21 protein-coding genes are annotated in these 17,422 nt (G+C 67.4%); 16 read left to right on the top strand and 5 right to left on the bottom strand.

Annotated features, from left to right (window positions below):
- The 3 genes from ACSUZC_RS17755 to ACSUZC_RS17745 all read right to left on the bottom strand — a co-directional run bounded on the left by ACSUZC_RS17755 (nt 1) and on the right by ACSUZC_RS17745 (nt 4,298).
- Nucleotides 1-1,896 (bottom strand): alpha/beta hydrolase family protein, encoded by a 1,896-nt coding sequence (locus ACSUZC_RS17755; protein ID WP_439029792.1) that lies wholly within the window; start codon nt 1,894-1,896, stop codon nt 1-3.
- Nucleotides 1,893-3,692 (bottom strand): N-acetylglutaminylglutamine amidotransferase, encoded by a 1,800-nt coding sequence (locus tag ACSUZC_RS17750; RefSeq protein WP_439029791.1) that lies wholly within the window; start codon nt 3,690-3,692, stop codon nt 1,893-1,895. The genes ACSUZC_RS17755 and ACSUZC_RS17750 overlap by 4 nt, the downstream gene beginning before the upstream one ends.
- 129 nt (nt 3,693-3,821) lie before the next feature.
- Nucleotides 3,822-4,298 (bottom strand): hotdog fold domain-containing protein, encoded by a 477-nt coding sequence (locus tag ACSUZC_RS17745; protein WP_439029790.1) that lies wholly within the window; start codon nt 4,296-4,298, stop codon nt 3,822-3,824.
- 495 nt (nt 4,299-4,793) lie between these two features.
- Between ACSUZC_RS17745 and rpsJ the strand changes: the two genes are divergently transcribed.
- The 13 genes from rpsJ to ACSUZC_RS17680 all read left to right on the top strand — a co-directional run bounded on the left by rpsJ (nt 4,794) and on the right by ACSUZC_RS17680 (nt 12,678).
- Nucleotides 4,794-5,099, top strand: coding sequence for a 30S ribosomal protein S10 (gene rpsJ, locus ACSUZC_RS17740; protein WP_003938093.1), 306 nt, complete (start codon nt 4,794-4,796; stop codon nt 5,097-5,099).
- Between the two features lie 19 nt (nt 5,100-5,118).
- Entirely contained in the window at nt 5,119-5,775 is a 657-nt protein-coding gene (rplC, locus tag ACSUZC_RS17735; RefSeq protein ID WP_439029789.1) for a 50S ribosomal protein L3, read from the top strand.
- The gene (rplD, locus tag ACSUZC_RS17730) at nt 5,772-6,461 is read left to right on the top strand and encodes a 50S ribosomal protein L4 (protein ID WP_439029788.1); all 690 of its coding nucleotides are present in this window, start codon (nt 5,772-5,774) and stop codon (nt 6,459-6,461) included. Before rplC ends, rplD begins: the two co-directional genes overlap by 4 nt.
- Nucleotide 6,462: 1 nt before the next feature.
- A complete protein-coding gene (gene rplW, locus ACSUZC_RS17725; protein WP_188328732.1) occupies nt 6,463-6,768 on the top strand; it encodes a 50S ribosomal protein L23 in 306 nt (101 codons plus the stop codon).
- A 29-nt stretch (nt 6,769-6,797) separates the two neighbouring features.
- Nucleotides 6,798-7,634 (top strand): 50S ribosomal protein L2, encoded by an 837-nt coding sequence (gene rplB / locus ACSUZC_RS17720; protein ID WP_439029787.1) that lies wholly within the window; start codon nt 6,798-6,800, stop codon nt 7,632-7,634.
- 17 nt (nt 7,635-7,651) lie between these two features.
- Complete coding sequence (gene rpsS / locus ACSUZC_RS17715; protein WP_004020551.1) at nt 7,652-7,933, top strand: 30S ribosomal protein S19; 282 nt, start codon at nt 7,652-7,654, stop codon at nt 7,931-7,933.
- Nucleotides 7,933-8,343, top strand: coding sequence for a 50S ribosomal protein L22 (rplV, locus tag ACSUZC_RS17710; RefSeq protein ID WP_439029786.1), 411 nt, complete (start codon nt 7,933-7,935; stop codon nt 8,341-8,343). Before rpsS ends, rplV begins: the two co-directional genes overlap by 1 nt.
- A gap of 4 nt (nt 8,344-8,347) precedes the next feature.
- On the top strand, nt 8,348-9,154 hold the full coding sequence (gene rpsC / locus ACSUZC_RS17705) for a 30S ribosomal protein S3 (RefSeq protein WP_439029785.1): 807 nt from the start codon (nt 8,348-8,350) through the stop codon (nt 9,152-9,154).
- Nucleotides 9,155-9,157: 3 nt separating this feature from the next.
- Nucleotides 9,158-9,574, top strand: coding sequence for a 50S ribosomal protein L16 (gene rplP, locus ACSUZC_RS17700; RefSeq protein WP_439029784.1), 417 nt, complete (start codon nt 9,158-9,160; stop codon nt 9,572-9,574).
- The gene (rpmC, locus tag ACSUZC_RS17695) at nt 9,574-9,807 is read left to right on the top strand and encodes a 50S ribosomal protein L29 (protein ID WP_004020547.1); all 234 of its coding nucleotides are present in this window, start codon (nt 9,574-9,576) and stop codon (nt 9,805-9,807) included. Before rplP ends, rpmC begins: the two co-directional genes overlap by 1 nt.
- Nucleotides 9,804-10,091 carry a 30S ribosomal protein S17 gene (gene rpsQ, locus ACSUZC_RS17690; RefSeq protein ID WP_238421318.1) on the top strand — a complete coding sequence of 96 codons (288 nt, stop codon included), beginning with the start codon at nt 9,804-9,806 and terminating at the stop codon, nt 10,089-10,091. Before rpmC ends, rpsQ begins: the two co-directional genes overlap by 4 nt.
- 125 nt (nt 10,092-10,216) lie before the next feature.
- Nucleotides 10,217-11,578 (top strand): sensor histidine kinase, encoded by a 1,362-nt coding sequence (locus ACSUZC_RS17685; protein ID WP_439029783.1) that lies wholly within the window; start codon nt 10,217-10,219, stop codon nt 11,576-11,578.
- Entirely contained in the window at nt 11,575-12,678 is a 1,104-nt protein-coding gene (locus ACSUZC_RS17680; RefSeq protein ID WP_439029782.1) for a hypothetical protein, read from the top strand. Before ACSUZC_RS17685 ends, ACSUZC_RS17680 begins: the two co-directional genes overlap by 4 nt.
- Before the next feature lie 33 nt (nt 12,679-12,711).
- Here ACSUZC_RS17680 and ACSUZC_RS17675 read toward each other — a convergent pair whose 3' ends face one another.
- Together ACSUZC_RS17675 and ACSUZC_RS17670 are read right to left on the bottom strand one after the other, a co-directional pair.
- Nucleotides 12,712-13,110: a GNAT family N-acetyltransferase gene (locus tag ACSUZC_RS17675; RefSeq protein ID WP_439029781.1), complete on the bottom strand. Its 399-nt coding sequence runs from the start codon at nt 13,108-13,110 to the stop codon at nt 12,712-12,714.
- Nucleotides 13,107-13,604, bottom strand: coding sequence for a phosphoribosyltransferase (locus ACSUZC_RS17670; protein WP_439029780.1), 498 nt, complete (start codon nt 13,602-13,604; stop codon nt 13,107-13,109). The genes ACSUZC_RS17675 and ACSUZC_RS17670 overlap by 4 nt, the downstream gene beginning before the upstream one ends.
- Nucleotides 13,605-13,919: 315 nt before the next feature.
- On the opposite strand from ACSUZC_RS17670, the gene ACSUZC_RS17665 reads away from it, so the two are divergent.
- Genes ACSUZC_RS17665 through ACSUZC_RS17655 form a run of 3 tightly spaced genes read left to right on the top strand, consistent with a single transcriptional unit; the run spans nt 13,920 to nt 17,243 of the window.
- Entirely contained in the window at nt 13,920-15,551 is a 1,632-nt protein-coding gene (locus ACSUZC_RS17665) for an ATP-binding cassette domain-containing protein (protein ID WP_439029779.1), read from the top strand.
- A gap of 1 nt (nt 15,552) precedes the next feature.
- Nucleotides 15,553-16,377: an ABC transporter permease gene (locus tag ACSUZC_RS17660; RefSeq protein ID WP_439029778.1), complete on the top strand. Its 825-nt coding sequence runs from the start codon at nt 15,553-15,555 to the stop codon at nt 16,375-16,377.
- The gene (locus ACSUZC_RS17655; protein ID WP_439029777.1) at nt 16,377-17,243 is read left to right on the top strand and encodes an ABC transporter permease; all 867 of its coding nucleotides are present in this window, start codon (nt 16,377-16,379) and stop codon (nt 17,241-17,243) included. Before ACSUZC_RS17660 ends, ACSUZC_RS17655 begins: the two co-directional genes overlap by 1 nt.
- The last annotated feature ends 179 nt before the right edge of the window (nt 17,244-17,422 follow it).

Genomic DNA, 17,422 nt, shown 5'->3' with positions numbered 1-17,422 from the left:
TCAGGGCCGCGAGTGTCGGGACGGGAAACGTGCGAGCCAGTCGGCGACGGCCTCGGTGAGCCGATGCTGGTTGGAGCGCTTGACGATCTCGTGCCCCTCGTCGTCGAACAACAGCATCTCGGCCACCGCCCCCCGAGCCTGTAGTTCGGCGACCATCTGCTGGGATTCGCTCACCGGCACGTTGGTGTCGTGCGCTCCGTGGACGACGAGTAACGGCGCCCGGACGTCGTCGATGCGGTGGATGGGGGAGAGGTCGGCGAGCAGTTCGCGGTCGGACTCCGGATGGCCGTATTTGGTGTAGGCGGCCACCGCGATCCACGGTTCGGTGTTGCGGAAGAACGACTCGAGATCACTCATGCCGCAGATCGCGATGCCGGCGGCGAACACCTCGGGGTGGAAGGTCAGGCAGGCCAGGGTGAGGTAGCCGCCGTAGGAACGGCCCGAGCAGTACACCGCGTCGGGGTCGGCGATCCCCTGCCGGCACAGGAACTCGGCGCAGTCGGCGGCGTCGTCTATGCCGGCATACCGCCCGTACCGATCGTCGGCGTGCGCGAACAGGCGTCCGTAGCCCGACGATCCGCGCACATTGGGTGCGAAGACGGTGATCCCGGCGTCGACGAGCGGGCCGAACAGGAACTGGTAGTCCGGTCGGGTCTGCCCCTCGGGGCCGCCGTGGAAGTACAGCAATGTGGGTCCGGGCTTCTTCGAAGCGCGGAACAGGAAGCCCGACAGGGGCATCCCGTCGCGTGCGGAGAACTCCAGCAGTTCCGGCCGGAGCTGGTCCGACGGTCCTTCGCCCGTCACCACGTCGTCGCGCACCGGGTACACCGCACGGTTGGGGACATCGATGAGATGGACCAGGGGTGAGTGCTGCGGACTCGACACCGTCACCGCCACCACCGACCCCGCCGCACTGATCGACAGGTCGGAGGCGACCTCGCCCGGGAGTTCGATCGGGGGATGCAGCGTCTGATCGGGCAGGGTCATGATCTGCAGTTCGCTGCGGCCTTTCACATTCCACAGCAGCGCGACGGTCGACTGGTCGTGGCTGACGGCGAACTCGTCGAGTCCGATGTCGACCCGCTGTGCCATCACCCGGAACCGAACGCCGAACTTGCTCACCTCGACACCGAGGAGGCGTGCGAACTTGGCGTCGAAGTCACTGCGCACCAGCGCCTGGACGCTGTCGAGGTCGCGGATCGGTTCGTGCGGTGCAGGCACGAACACCAGGGAGGAGTGATCGAAACCCTGATCGAGCACATAGCCCTGATCGGTCACCGCGCCGGGGTCCTGCGGCAGTAGCGGAGTCATCGTGATGTCGTCGTCGGCCGCTTCGGGACGCCGCCGGAGCAGGAGCATGTCGTGGTAGCCGCGCGGTCCGACGCGGACGAGCGTCGCGCCCTTCCAGGAGTCGATCAGGACACCGCCGACGCGCTGGTCGAGGATCTGGGTGGTGCCCGTACCGGGGTGGGCCCGCAGGGCGTACGACGTGCCGTCGTGGTCGATGGCCGTGATCAGAACCCAGTCCGTGTCCCAGCCGACGAGTCCGACCGTGCCGAACGACCGACCGTCCGGGCGGGTGGCCGCGATCCGATGAGCGGTGTCGTCGTCGGGTTCGGTGGTCACCACCCAGACCTGGTGGTGTTCACCGCCGCTCGGCGCGATCTCCACCGCCAGCCACCGGCCGTCGGAGGAATGGACCACCTTGCGCACCGGACCGGTGGACAGCAACTGCACCCACCTCAACTCGCCGACGCCGTTCCGCGACAGCGAACGCTGCGCCGCACGCGGATACCCGGTGCCGTCGTCGACGATGTAGGCGAACGCGCTGCCGTCGGGGGAGAGCGACGCGCCGTAGGTCTTCCAGCCACGGTCGTCGAAGCGGAGGGTGCTCACCGGCGGGCGTTGCCTTCCATCGTCTGCAACCACATCTCCAGCAGTGCTACCTGCCACAGCTCGTTGCCGTCGAGTCGGGTGCGCACTCCGTTGGGATCGGCGAAGAGCTTCTCGAGCGCTTCGGGGCGGTACAGGCCGCGGTCGATCGCGGCCTGCGAACGCAGGGTGTCCGCGACGAGGTCGAGGACGCCGCCGGTGAGATGGCGGATACCCGGCACCGGGAAATATCCCTTCGTGCGGTCGATCACGGCCGACGGCAGGAGTGCGCGGCTCGCCTCCTTCAGCACCCCCTTGCCACCGTGGGCGAGCTTGAGATCGGGCGGGCAGGTGGCGGCGAGTTCGACGAACTCGTGGTCGAGGAACGGGACGCGTGCCTCCAGTCCCCAGGCCATCGTCATCGTGTCGACGCGCTTGACCGGGTCGTCGACGAGCATGACCGTGGTGTCGAGGCGCAGCGCCGCGTCGACGGAAGTGTGTGCGCCGGGCGCGGACTGGTGCGCCGAGACGAATTCGAAGCTGGGGTCGTATCCCGCTTCGGTGAGATGGTCGTCGGCGAGGATGGCCCGGATGTCGGCGTCGTCGCGGTCGAAGAAGACGTTCGCGTAGGCCCGGGTGGTGTTCTTCCGAGGTACGTCACGCAGCGGCGGGTACCAGCTGTAACCGCCCAGGATCTCGTCGGCGCCCTGGCCCGACTGGACCACCTTGATGGACTTGCTCACCTCCTGCGACAGGAGATAGAAAGCCACGCAGTCGTGGCTGACCATCGGTTCGCCCATCGCCGCGACGGTGTCGGGGATGGCGGGCAGCAGGCGGTCGGTGCCGATGTGGATCTTGTGGTGATCGGTGCCGAAGGTGTCCGCGATCAGATCGGAGTAGGCGTACTCGTCGCCGGATTCTCCTGCCGCCGAGTCGAACCCGATGCTGAAGGTCGCGAGATCGGTTTGACCCTGCTCGGCGAGCAGCGCGACCACGAGCGAGGAGTCGACGCCGCCGGAGAGCAGCACGCCGACCGGGACGTCGGCGACCATGCGCCGGCGCACCGACGTGCGCAGCGAGTCGAGAAGCGCTTCCTGCCAGCGCTTGTCGTCCCAGTCCCGGCGGTCGGGGTGCGGTTCGAAGGCCGGCTCCCAATACTTGCGTTCGGTGCGACGGCCGTCGGGCTGGATGGTGACGACGGTCGCCGGCGGGACCTTGCGGATGCCGTTGTAGATGGTGTGCGGTGCCGGGACGACGGCGTGGAAGCTGAAGTAGTGGTGCAGCGCGACGCGATCGATGGAGGTGTCGACGTCACCCGCGCGCAGCAGCGCCTGCACCGACGACGCGAAGCGCAGCCGCCCCGGGGTGTCGGCGAGATACAGCGGTTTGATGCCGAGCCGGTCTCGCCCGAGAGTGACCACGCCGGAGTCGGTGTCGACGATCGCGAACGCGAACATGCCCAGGAAGTGGTCGACGCAATCGGGACCCCAGGCGTGGAACGCCTTGAGGATGACCTCACTGTCGGCGTGGGAGAAGAACGTGTAGCCCTTCCCCTCCAGCTCGGCGCGCAACTCGTGGTGGTTGTAGATGCACCCGTTGAAGACCAGCGCCAGACCGAGCGCCGGATCGACCATCGGCTGGCTTCCGCGCTCGGACAGGTCGATGATCTTCAGACGGCGGTGACCAAGCGCGACAGACCCTTTCGCGAACACCCCGGAGCCGTCCGGTCCGCGTCGGGTCATCTCGCAGGTCATCGCGTCGACGGCCGAGACATCGGGCGCCGTCCCGTCGAACCGGATCTCACCGCAGATTCCGCACATGGGTCTCAGTCCTCCTGCTCGTTGCTTCCGGGAAACGATCCGGGCGCAGACATCACCCCACCCTAGGAGTACCGACAGAGCGCGGCACGCCGAGGTGGGCGCACGCAGACGGCTCTCCCGGGGGGCCGACTACTTCGGGGTCACCCACGTCGTGATGTCGCAGTGCACGACCTCCGCACCCTTGGTGTCGGTGATGCGCACGGACACGGTGACGTCGGTTCCAGCAGTGATGGAGTCGAAGTCGACGGGCTCGGCGAGCCGCGCCTCCGCAGTCAACCGCGTCGTCGCCTTGGCGAGATAGCTCGTCTGCATCGCCTTGGGGATCCATCGGTGAGAGGTGGGGGTGCTCGCCTCCATGAGCATGCCCATCGCGGCCTCGGCGAGATTGCAGGCGGCGATCGCGTGGAACGTGCCGATGTGGTTGTGCACGCCGAACCAGTTGGGCGCGGTGACCTTGCAGTACCCGGGTTCCATCTCCTGGACGAGCGGGAGGACGGTGCCGAAGTAGGGGACCTTCGCGACCATGCCGAGGGAGAAGAGGACGTTGCCGAGCGGATTGGCGGGCAGCCTCTTACGTAGGGCGAAGGTGGGTGACGTCGATGCCATGGCGGAATCTTACTCATGGGTCAGTTCGGGCGCGGCGGTCGTCCCGCTCACTCCCTGGCGTTCCCGCTCCGGGGTCAGGGGTGAGCGCGAACGGAAGTCGTGAGCGCGAGCCCGGGCCGTTTCCGCAGCGGCCGCCCTCGAGGCCGATTTGATCGTGCTCCCGACCTGATGCATACTGTTCGGGTTGCCTTGACCGGCGGACGCAGGTTGTGCCATGTGCCAGACCAGCGGTCGCGATCAGGTGAATGACTCCCAGGCCCGGTTTACGGGGAATGGGCGTGTAACGCGTGCGCTGATATCGGCTCACGGTCACGACACGCCCGACCGCGGGTGCCGGAGCGAACCGGCTCGTATCAGCTACGAGCCAACGTACAACGACAGATGAACAGCGTCGATTGCCGAATTCACACGGTGGTCATGTGCTCAGCCGGCAGAGATCGGTTCAGGTCACGCGGTGTTTGTCTGTCGAGAACAACTGACGGAAGAGGACACAGCGTGGCGGGACAGAAGATCCGCATCAGGCTCAAGGCCTACGACCATGAGGCGATCGACGCTTCGGCGCGCAAGATCGTGGAAACCGTGACCCGTACCGGGGCACGGGTCGTCGGCCCGGTGCCGTTGCCCACCGAGAAGAACGTGTACTGCGTCATCCGTTCGCCGCACAAGTACAAGGACAGCCGCGAACACTTCGAGATGCGTACCCACAAGCGACTCATCGACATCCTCGACCCGACACCGAAGACGGTTGACGCGCTGATGCGCATCGACCTGCCGGCCAGCGTCGACGTCAACATCCAGTAGGACGGGGGCGAGATACATCATGAGCAATCAGAGTTCGACCAAGGGCATCCTGGGCACCAAGCTCGGCATGACCCAGGTATTCGACGAGAACAATCGAGTCGTCCCGGTGACTGTCATCCAGGCCGGCCCGAACGTGATCACCCAGCTCCGTACCGCGGACCGTGACGGCTACACCGCCGTCCAGATCGCCTACGGTGCCGTGGATCCCCGCAAGGTGACCAAGCCGGTCGCCGGCCAGTTCAGCAAGGCCGGGGTCACCCCGCGTCGGCACCTGGCCGAGATCCGCGTCAACGACGTCGCCGAGTTCGAGATCGGTCAGGAACTGACCGCCGAGATCTTCGCCGACGGCGCGCTGGTCGACGTCACGGGCACCTCCAAGGGCAAGGGCTTCGCCGGCGTCATGAAGCGTCACGGCTTCGCCGGTCTGGGCGCCAGCCACGGTGTCCACCGCGTGCACCGCGCACCGGGCTCGATCGGTGGCTGCGCCACCCCGGGCCGCGTGTTCAAGGGCATGCGCATGGCAGGCCGCATGGGTAACGACAAGGTGACCACGCAGAACCTCACCGTCCACAAGGTGGACGCCGAGGCCGGCCTCCTGCTGATCAAGGGAGCGATCCCGGGTCGCAAGGGCGGCATCGTGATGGTTCGCGACGCAGTGAAGGGTGGTGCGAAATGAGCACCGAGACCACTACCAAGCTGACGCTGGACGTCAAGACCGCCGACGGCAAGACCAACGGAACCGTTGACCTGCCCGCCGCGCTGTTCGACGCACCGGCCAACATCGCGCTGATGCACCAGGTCGTCGTGGCCCAGCAGGCCGCGGCACGCCAGGGGACGCACTCCACCAAGACCCGCGCCGAGGTTCGCGGTGGTGGAGCCAAGCCGTACCGCCAGAAGGGCACCGGCCGCGCCCGCCAGGGCTCGACCCGCGCGCCGCAGTTCGCCGGCGGTGGCATCGTCCACGGCCCGAAGCCGCGCGACTACAGCCAGCGCACCCCCAAGAAGATGAAGGCCGCCGCCCTGCGCGGTGCGCTGAGCGACCGCGCACGCAACGAGCGCATCCACGTGATCACCGAGCTGGTGGCGGGGCAGAAGCCCTCGACCAAGTCGGCACGTCAGTTCTTGGAGAGCCTCTCCGATCGCCGCAAGTTCCTGGTCGTTCTCGGCCGCGAGGACCTGACGGCGTGGCTGAGCGTGGGGAACCTCGACAACGTGTTGCCGATCGCGCCGGATCAGCTCAACACCTACGACGTCCTGGATTCGGACGAGGTGGTGTTCAGCGTCGAGACGCTCAACGCCTTCATCGAGCAGAACACGGCGGATGCCAAGGCTGCCGTCGAGAAGACAGCAGAGGAGGCCTGACATGACGACCGTTGCCGATCCGCGCGACATCATCCTGGCGCCCGTGATCTCGGAGAAGTCCTACGGGCTCATGGAGGACAACGTGTACACCTTCCTGGTGCACCCGGAGTCCAACAAGACCGAGATCAAGATCGCGATCGAGAAGATCTTCGGTGTCAGTGTTGCCAGCGTCAACACCGCGAACCGACAGGGCAAGCGCAAGCGGACCCGCTCCGGCTACGGCCAGCGCAAGTCCACCAAGCGCGCCATCGTGTCGCTGACCGCAGACAGCAAGCCCATCGAGATCTTCGGAGGCTCGGTCAGCTGACCGGGGCCTTCGAGAAGGACTAGAGACTCATGGCTATTCGTAAGTACAAGCCGACGACCCCGGGTCGTCGTGGGGCCAGCGGCTCCGATTTCGCGGAGGTCACCCGTGACCATCCGGAGAAGTCGCTGGTGCGTCCGCTGCACGGGCGTGGTGGCCGTAACGCTCACGGCCGAATCACCACTCGCCACAAGGGTGGCGGCCACAAGCGTGCCTACCGCCTGATCGACTTCCGTCGCAACGACAAGGACGGCATCAACGCCAAGGTCGCTCACATCGAGTACGACCCGAACCGCACTGCGCGGATCGCGTTGCTGCACTACGTCGACGGCGAGAAGCGTTACATCATCGCGCCGAAGGGCCTGAAGCAGGGCGACATCGTCGAGAGCGGTTCGACCGCCGACATCAAGCCCGGCAACAACCTGCCCCTGCGCAACATCCCGACCGGTACCCAGATCCACGCCGTGGAGCTGCGTCCGGGCGGTGGCGCGAAGATGGCCCGCAGCGCGGGAGCTTCGATCCAGTTGCTCGGCAAGGAAGGCACCTACGCCACGCTGCGCATGCCCTCCGGTGAGATCCGTCGCGTCGACGTGCGCTGCCGCGCCACCGTCGGCGAGGTGGGCAACGCCGAGCAGAGCAACATCAACTGGGGCAAGGCCGGCCGTATGCGCTGGAAGGGCAAGCGCCCGACCGTCCGTGGTGTCGTGATGAACCCCGTCGACCACCCGCACGGTGGTGGTGAGGGCAAGACCTCCGGTGGTCGCCACCCGGTCAGCCCGTGGGGCAAGCCCGAGGGCCGCACCCGCAAGAACAAGGCCAGCGACAAGCTGATCGTCCGCCGCCGGCGCACCGGCAAGAACAAGCGATAACAGGAGGAGGTAAGAGAATGCCACGCAGCCTCAAGAAGGGCCCGTTCGTCGACGACCACCTCCTGAAGAAGGTGGACGTGCAGAACGAAAAGGGAACCAAGCAGGTCATCAAGACCTGGTCCCGTCGTTCGACCATCATTCCCGATTTCATCGGACACACCTTTGCCGTCCACGACGGACGCAAGCACGTGCCGGTGTTCATCTCGGATTCGATGGTCGGGCACAAGCTGGGCGAGTTCGCCCCCACCCGCACCTTCAAGGGTCACATCAAGGATGACCGGAAAGCGAAGCGCCGGTAATGACTACGCAGACCGATAATCCGACAGCAAAGGCGACCGCACGCTTCGTGCGCGTCACCCCGATGAAGGCTCGTCGAGTCCTGGACCTGGTTCGCGGCAAGAACGTGGACGAGGCCCTCGACATCCTGCGGTTCGCTCCGCAGGCGGCATCCGAGCCCGTGTACAAGGTGCTCGCAAGTGCGGTCGCAAACGCGGAGAACAACCTGGATCTGGATCGCCGGAGCCTGGTCGTCGCCACCGCGTTCGCCGACGAGGGACCCACCCTCAAGCGCTTCCAGCCGCGCGCGCAGGGTCGTGCGTTCCGTATCCGCAAGCGCACCAGCCACATCACCGTGGTCGTGGAGAGCTTGCCGGAGAAGGCCACCGCGGGCCGGGGTCGTTCGCGTCAGCCGAAGAAGAAGGGAGCCTGAAACAGTGGGCCAGAAAATCAACCCGCACGGCTTCCGTCTGGGCATCACCACCGACTGGAAGTCGCGGTGGTACGCCGACAAGCAGTACGCGGACTACGTCAAAGAGGATGTCGCCATCCGCAAGCTCCTCTCCACGGGGCTCGAGCGGGCCGGCATCGCGAAGGTCGAGATCGAGCGCACCCGTGACCGGGTTCGCGTCGACATCCACACCGCGCGTCCGGGCATCGTCATCGGACGCCGTGGCGCCGAGGCCGATCGCATCCGCGGTGACCTGGAGAAGCTGACCGGCAAGCAGGTCCAGCTGAACATCCTCGAGGTCAAGAACGCCGAGTCCGAGGCCCAGCTGGTGGCTCAGGGCGTCGCCGAGCAGCTGAGCAACCGTGTGGCGTTCCGCCGCGCGATGCGCAAGGCGATCCAGTCGGCGATGCGTCAGCCGAACGTGAAGGGCATCCGGGTCCAGTGCTCGGGTCGTCTGGGCGGCGCAGAGATGAGCCGCAGTGAGTTCTACCGCGAGGGTCGCGTGCCGCTGCACACGCTGCGCGCCGACATCGACTACGGACTCTACGAAGCCAAGACCACCTTCGGCCGCATCGGCGTGAAGGTGTGGATCTACAAGGGCGACATCGTCGGTGGACGTCGTGAGCTGGCCGCGGCCGCTCCGGCAGCCGACGACCGCCGTCCGCGCCGGCCCAGCCGGCCCCGGCGTAGCGGTGCCTCGGGCACCACTGCGACGAGCACCGACGCCGCTCGCGCGGCCGAGGCCGCTCCCGCCGAGGCCACTGCTGGTGCGGCTGAGAAGCAGGAGGGCTAGGCCATGTTGATCCCACGTCGGGTCAAGCACCGCAAGCAGCACCACCCCAGCCTCAAGGGGCAGGCCAAGGGCGGCACCAAGGTGACGTTCGGTGATTACGGCATCCAGGCTCTGGAGAGTGCGTACATCACCAACCGTCAGATCGAGTCCGCTCGTATCGCGATCAACCGGCACATCAAGCGTGGCGGCAAGGTCTGGATCAACATCTTCCCGGACCGTCCGCTGACCAAGAAGCCTGCCGAGACCCGCATGGGTTCGGGTAAGGGTTCGCCCGAGTGGTGGGTCGCCCCGGTCAAGCCGGGTCGCGTGCTGTTCGAGATGACCTACCCGAGTGAGGAGATCGCTCGTGAGGCCCTGCGTCGCGCGCAGCACAAGCTCCCCATCAAGACCAGGATCGTGACCAGAGAGGAGCAGTTCTGATGGCACTCGGAGTTGCTGCGAACGAGCTCCGCGAGCTCAACGACGCCGATCTGGTCGATCGCCTGAAAGAGTCGAAGGAAGAACTGTTCAACCTTCGGTTCCAGATGGCCACCGGCCAGCTCGACAACAACCGTCGCCTGCGGACCGTGCGTCGCGAGATCGCACGTATCTACACCGTGATGCGCGAGCGTGAGCTGGGCTTGGCGTCGGGACCGGACGGTGATGACGCATGAGTGAGGACCAGAAGGTGACGGAAACGACTGAGGTGCGTGCGAGCCGCAAGGAGCGGATCGGCTACGTCGTCAGCGACAAGATGCAGAAGACCATCGTGGTCGAGCTGGAAGATCGTAAGAGCCACAAGCTCTACGGCAAGATCATCCGGACCACGAGCAAGGTCAAGGCCCACGACGAGAACGGCGATGCCGGCGTCGGTGACCGTGTGCGGATCATGGAGACCCGCCCGCTGTCGGCGACCAAGCACTGGCGTCTCGTCGAGGTGCTGGAGAAGGCCAAGTAGGCCTCCCGCCGACGAGATCTACCGCGAACGGCCCGTTCCCCCTGGGGGAGCGGGCCGTTCGGCGTTTGACTGTGGTCTCAACGGGGGATTGACCCGCCGATTCGGTTGATGTGAGGGTGACTGCGATGCCCTCGACCGATGTCGCCGCGAGCGACGAACCCCGCGCGCCGTTCGCAGTATTGCGACGCGCGTTCGAATCCGGCTCGGCCGAACCGGATCTGGATCGTGTCCGGCGCATCGGAGCACGCTTCCTCGGATTGGGTTTCATCGGATACCCCGTCGTGTCCGTTCCCGCGATCCTCGCCTCGGCCGCCCTGACCGCCTCATGGTGGGCCCCGATCAGCGTCCTGCTGTCGGTCGGACCGGGAATCCTGCTGTTCGTGGCCAGTTTCCGGCCCGGAACCCGCTGGCTGACCCCACTCGCCGTGACGACCTGGACGGGTTACGTCCTCGGCGTCGCGCTGTGGTTCGTGGCGTGGAACGGTGCACCCCTTGCAAATCCGGACGACACAGCGCAGTGGATGGTCGCGTTCTGCGGCATGCCCAGCATGGTCCTGATGCTGGTGCATGCCCGGCTGGCTGCTGTCGGACTCGTGGTCGCGTCGGTGCTGGCCCACATCTCGCAGCAGTTGGGGCGGTTCGATGCCGTGACCGCCGACCTCTCGATCGAGATCCTGTGGTCGCTGGTGTTCACGGGTGTGTTCCTGGCCGTCGTGCTGGTGGCCATCCGAACCGGCCGGGAGCTCGACGAGACGCGTGAAGAGACGTACCGAGCGGGCGCGAGTGTGGCGGCGGCGTCGGCCCGCGAAGTGGAGATGGCGCGCTTCGATGCCATCGTGCACGACCGCGTCATCGCGTCGCTGCTGGCCGTGGAGCCGGGTCGACCGGACCCGCGGCTGGCGGCGCAGGCCTCGTCGGCGCTCGACGAACTGGCGCGCGTACCCGGTCAGGGGCCCGCGGGTGTCGTGTCGCGGACCGACGCGATCCGGCGAATCCGGTCGGCCGCGGCCGAGATGTCCGAACGTGCCGACGTCGAGATCGTGGCGGACGCCGCAGAGGACGCAGTCGAGGCCGGACCAGACGCTGCGGACCGAGACGATGCCAACCAGGACGATGCGAACCGGGACGATGCGAACCGGGACGCACGGACCGCGGACTTCGCGGTCGGCGAAGCCGCGGACGGCGACTATCCCGCGGAGGTCCTCGACGCAGTCGTGGAGGCGATGACGGAGTCCCTGCGCAACGTGGTCCGCCACGCGGGCGCCGGCGCCGACTGCGCGGTCATCGTCCGGCTGGCGCCGGATGCGCTGAGCATGGCGGTCGTGGACAACGGAGTCGGATTCGATCCCGGGACGGTCGCTGCGGGTCGACTGGGCATCGAGGTCAGCATTCGTGGCCGCCTCGCGCGTGTACCGGGCGGTCACGCCGAGGTGCGCAGTCGTGCGGGCCGGGGAACGACGGTCCAGATCATGTGGGAGCGACCGTGATCCGGGACCGCTCGCGTGTTGCGCGCGGCGTCGACCGCGGCGAGGTCGTCAACGCGTTCGGCATCGGTTCACGACCCCTGTGGTCGATGATGGCGGTGTTCGCCTGTGGATACGTCGCGGTCTCGTTGTACGCCGACGTCGGCGTGTCCGGGTGGTGGCCGTGGTTCGGGCTCGCATCGGGGTTCGTGCTGTTCGTCGTCGGCGGGCTCCTGGTGCTCGACGCCCCGGGCGATCCGCTCCCCATGCCGGTGACCGTCGGGGTGGCGTCGCTGGCCGTCGCCGGGGTGGCCGCGACCCTGTTCTCCCTGCCGTTCCCGCCGGATCGGGTGATGCAGACCGGACCGGCGATGGGAGCTTCGGTCGTCCTCCTCGCGTTTCTCGCCGTCCGGGGGCGCCCGCTGGCGGCCTGGCTGGCGAGTGGATGCATCTCGGCGATCGCGATGGCCTGGGGATACTTCTCGACCGCCGGGATTCTGTGGGGACTGTCGGTGACTCTGCCCGGTTACGCGGTCATGATCATGGGGTCGCTGTTCTCGCTCATGCTGCGTCCGATGGCCCGCCAGATCTACGCGCTCCGCGAGGCGAACGAACGCCGGGCCGCACTCGATGCCGCCGCGGCGGCTGCCACGGAGGTACGTGACCGACGCCTGGCGGCTCTCGACGAACGTGCGCGTCCGGTCCTGACACGGATCGCCGGGCGTGCCGTCTTCTCCGCCGAGGAGGTGGTCGTCGCCCGGTTGCTCGAAGCGCAACTGCGTGATGGCATCCGGGCCGCCGGTCTCGATCTGCCGGTGGTGCGTGAGGCCGCGTGGCGGGCCCGGCAACGGGGTGTCCGGGTGGTGTTGCTCGACGACGGCGGGCTCGCGGGTCTCGACGAGCCGCAGGCCACGACGGTCCGCACCCGGCTCGCCGCCGCCGTGGCCGCCGTGCTCGACGCGACCGACAGCGGACGGGTGACCGTGCGCATCCAACCGCCCGGCCGGGACTCGCTGGCCACCGTCGGCGTCGACGCCGGGGAGCGATCGGACCGCCTCGTGTTCGATTCGCGGTCGTTGTCGGGCGCCGGTGTCGTGCGCGCCTCGACGGCCGGCGACCGGTAGCCCAGGCCCCCGGCCGTCAACCGGCCGTAGATCTCACGACGAGGAGCGCAGCCACTCCAGGATCGCGGGTGTCACCGGTGCGGTCGCGTCCGCGTACTCCGGGTGCTTCTTCAAGAAGGCGGCCACCAGCGGGCACACCCCCACGATCGTCAATCCGCGCGACCGGGCGTCGTCGAGGGCTTCCCGCACGAGGATCGTCGCCAGACCGCGCCCTCCGAAGGCCTCGTCGACCTCGGTGTGGAAGAAGACCCGCGAGGTCGCCGGGGAATCCTCGGAACCCGTGACCCGGTCGCGATATTCGGCGAAGCCGACCGTGATGTTCCTGTCGGCGGACCCGACCACACCGTCGTTGTCCTCGACCACGATGTCGTACCGCTGTGCGCCGGGGTTGTCGCTCACCGTCGTCTGGGCGCCGGTCTTGTCGGCGGTCATCGCTGGACCGCCACGATCGGACCCTGCACGGACCACGGGAAGTCGATCCACCTGTCGGTCGTGCGCCATGTGTAGTCAGGCGATGTGATGGTGTGGGGTTTGGTGTAGAGCACCGCGTTGCGCACCTCGGCGACCCGGCCCTGCTCCTCACAGAAGTCGTTGACCAACTTGAGGGTCTTACCGGTGTCGGCGACGTCGTCGACGACCAGGACGCGCTGGTCGGTCAATCCGCTCGACTCCAGGAGCGAGGGCAGCATGACCGGCTCCGACAGGGTCTCCCCGACACCTGTGTAGAACTCGACGTTGAGCGAGATCATCAACTTGCAGTCGAGCGCGTAGGCGAGCGAGCCCGCGGGGATCAACCCGCCGCGCGCGATACCGAGGATGATGTCGGGGACGAAGTTGTCGTCGGCGACCTGCTGGGCGAGTTCACGACACGCGACACCGTTGAGTTCCCAGGTCAGGATCTCGCGTTCGGGAGATGAAGTGGTCATGGGAACACTCTTCCAGAGCATGGCGGGCCACCGCGCGCCGGCCGCGTGCGGGCTCGGCCGTCTGTGCGGCGGTGCGCGGTCGGTCATTCGACGGTAATGGTGAGCATTCCCCGGCATCGGTAACCATTCCCGGCGGGGTGGCGACATATTCGTGGAAGACAGACCGGGTCAAATTCGGCCGTTACTTCGATTCGTGCGTAAGTTTGTTGTCGTGGATGCCTAGCGTCGAATGGTTCGTGTTGCCGTCCGCACGGACGTCCGCGGCCGACGACCTGGTCATCCACACTGTCCTGTTCCCGATGCGTAGAGGAAGACATGTCCGAGGCCAACGGTCAGCGACCCTCCGTCGCCTCGTACGCGCCCCGTCATCAACGGCAGGACCCCCCTCTTCCCCCTCTGCCCGAAGATCCGTTCGTTCTCCCCGACCCGGTCGAGGAGCAGTTGCGGCGCTGGCGTGCCGAGCGGGCGACTCCGGCGGACCCGGCCACGAACGGCAGCCCGGACGCCGACACCGAGCCGGGCGCGCACCCGTCGGACCCGGTCACCCCCGAGCCCGACATCGCCGAGGCCGACATCGTCGAGCCCGACATCGCCGAGGCCGAGATCGTCGAGCCCGATGTCGCCGAGGCCGAGATCGCTGAGCAGGTCGCCCCGGGGCCCGACATCACGGAGCCTGCCGGCTTCGCGTCGGCGCCGTCCACGCATCCGAACGCCTTTGCTCCGCCGACGCCGGTGGACTTCGGACCGCAGACCGACCATCCCCGTCCGCACACCGACTTCCCGCGTCCGCCGGCCGAGTTCGCGAACCCCGCCGCGCCGTTCGTTCCCCCTGCGCCGGGCGAAACCATCGACCGCAACGGCGCAATCGCCGAGGCCGCTCCCGGCGCCGGGGTGGTGCCCGGATGGCAGACCCCGATCGACGGATCCGAATCGCAGACGGTGTCCCTGCGCGCGCAGGCCCAGGCGCCGGCCGCCGCCGCCGCCCCGACGGTCGGGGGACCGATCGCGATCGAGGCCCGGAACCTGCACAAGCGCTTCAAGGACATGGTCGCCGTCGAGGACGTGAGCTTCACCGTCCCGGCGGGCAGCATCGTCGCGCTGCTCGGACCCAACGGCGCAGGCAAGACGACGACCGTCAACATGCTGTGCACGCTGCTCAAACCCGACGGCGGAGCGGCCACGGTGAACGGACACGACGTCGCGGCCGAGTCGGCGTCGGTGCGCAAGTCGATCATGCTGACCGGCCAGTTCGCCGCGCTCGACGAAGCGCTGACCGGTCGCGAGAACCTCGTGCTGTTCGGCCGGTTGCTCGGTCTGGACAAGGCGGCTGCCCGCGTGCGTGCCGACGAGCTGCTCGACGCGTTCTCGCTGACCGACGTCGGCGGCAAGCGCGTCCGTGAGTACTCGGGCGGTATGCGTCGCCGGATCGACATCGCCTGCGGGCTCGTCACCGCACCCAAGATCGTGTTCCTCGACGAGCCGACGACCGGTCTCGATCCGCGCAGCAGGCTGGAGGTGTGGGCGCTGGTCGAGAAACTCCGCGACTCCGGGGTGACCATCCTGCTGACCACCCAGTATCTCGAGGAGGCCGACGTCCTGTCGGACAACATCGTCGTCATCGACAAGGGGCGGGTGATCGCCGAGGGGACCTCCGACGAACTGAAGGCCTCGACGGGAGCGGCATACTGCGAGGTCACCCCCGCGGATCCCGCCGACCGGACACGGCTGCGCGCGACCCTCGCCGACCTCATCGGCGACCACACGCAGGAGGACGACGACCATTTCGTCGCGGTACCCGCGCCGGACGGTCCGGAGACCCTCGTCGAGGTGATCCGCCGGACCGCCGACGCCGGTATCCCGCTCTCCGACGTCGCCATGCGACGTCCGTCGCTCGATGAGGTGTTCCTGGCGCTGACCGACCCGCGACGCGACCGGAGTTCCCGCTGAGATGACGACTTCTGACGTATTGCCATCGGGAGCGACGTCAGCGGGACCCACCACGCTGATCGAACCCCGCGTCCGACCCTTCCAGCAGTGGTGGGCGCTGTCCGGGCGGGGTATCTCCAAGGTCTTCCGCGGCGGCGAGGTGATCTTCGCCTTCATCTCGCCGGCATTCCTCGCGATCTGCTTCTATCTGCCGCTGCGCAGCATCGTGGAGGTTGCCCCCGGGGTCAACTACGGACAGTTCCTGATGCCGATCATCGTGCTGCAGTCGGTGAACTTCGCCGCGTCCTCGGCGGCGATGCGAGCCGCCTTCGACGGTGTGCAGGGCATCAACACGCGCTTTCGGGTGATGCCCATGTCGCCGGTGATCCCGATGCTGGCGCGGACCGCGACCAACGGCGTACTGCTGATCATCTCGCTCATCTGTGCCGCCGTGGCCTGTCTGATCATCGACTGGCGTCCCGGCGGCGGATTGTGGGGCACCGTCGGCCTGTTCGGTCTCGCACTCCTCATCGGGTCGTTGTTCTCCTGGGCGGCCGACGGCATCGGTCTGGTCGCGGGCAGTCCCGAGGCGACCAGTCAGGCCTTGGCGTTGCCGACCCTGATCCTCGGGATGATGTCCACCGGGTTCGTGCCGCTGACCCAGTTCCCGGAGTGGATACAGCCTTTCGTCCGCAATCAGCCGATCTCCCAGTTCGCCGATTCGATGCGCGCACTCGATGCCGGGACGGCGACGTGGCATCAGCTCGTTCCGTCGATGTGGTGGTGTGCCGGACTGGCGACGGTCGCGCTGACCCTGCTGGCCATCAGCACGCGGAGGACACGCTGATGACCGACATCGACGCCGGGACATCGACCGCCGACCGGGTGTCGTCGCGGCACTTTCTCACGACGGCGCCCACCGACGTGCCGACGGAGTCGTCGTTCCGCGCGCTGTGGCGCCAGAGTCTCCCACTCGCGGGACGTCAGATCCTGGTGTTCGTCCGCGACGCCCCGACCCTGATCCAGGCGCTGGTGTTCCCGGCGCTGAGCATGCTGATGTTCAAGGTCGTGCTCGGCGACGCGATAGGTTCGGCCACCGGCCAGAACAGCGCGTACGGCACGGTGCCGCTGGTGATCCTCGTCGGGGCGATGTTCGGGTCGATCGCGTCGGCGACCCGGCTGAACCGAGAACGGGCGACCGGGCTGCTCGCCCGCCTGTACGTGCTGCCGATCCATCGGGCGGCGGACCTGACGTCGCGGGTGATCTCCGAGCTCGCCCGCATCCTGGTGACGACGTTCATCCTGCTCGCCGCCGGTCACCTCATCGGGTTCCGGTTCACGCAGGGGCTGGGACCCGCGATCGGGCTCGTGCTCGTGGCCCTCACATACGGGGCGGCCTTCGCCACCCTCACCCTCGCGCTCGCGGTGAGTGCGCGCCCGGGTGCGCCGATCGTGCCCTATCTCGGATTGGCCTCGAGCCTGTTGATGTTCTTCAACTCGGGATTCTCTCCGGTCAGTGCCTATCCGACCTGGTTGCAGCCGATTGTCGCGAATCAGCCCATGACACCGGCGATCGAGGCAATGCGCGGACTCGCGGCCGGAGGTCCTCTCACCGAGTATCTGGTGAAAGTGGCGGTTTGGACCGTGGTGATTCTGGTCATTTCCATTTATCCGGCTATGCGTGGTTATCGCAAAGCGGCGAGGGATCGATGACGCCCACCCGATCCCAGGGAGTCGTGGTAACGAATGACACTCGATATGGTCGCGGCGCAGCGGAGGCCGGTGGGCCGTCGACGCATCCGCGGCAGCATTCCCGCAGGTCACCGGTTCGGTGGCGACGCCGCCTGGGTGGCGTGCCGGGAGTCGGCGCACCGCGTCGGCGCCCCGAAGGG

Origin of the sequence: Gordonia terrae (assembly GCF_051789125.1) — a bacterium.
In the GTDB taxonomy this organism is placed as follows: Bacteria; Actinomycetota; Actinomycetes; order Mycobacteriales; family Mycobacteriaceae; genus Gordonia; species Gordonia terrae_A.
The sequence above is the reverse complement of the archived record's forward strand: the minus strand, read 5'-3'. Positions and strand labels throughout refer to the sequence as shown.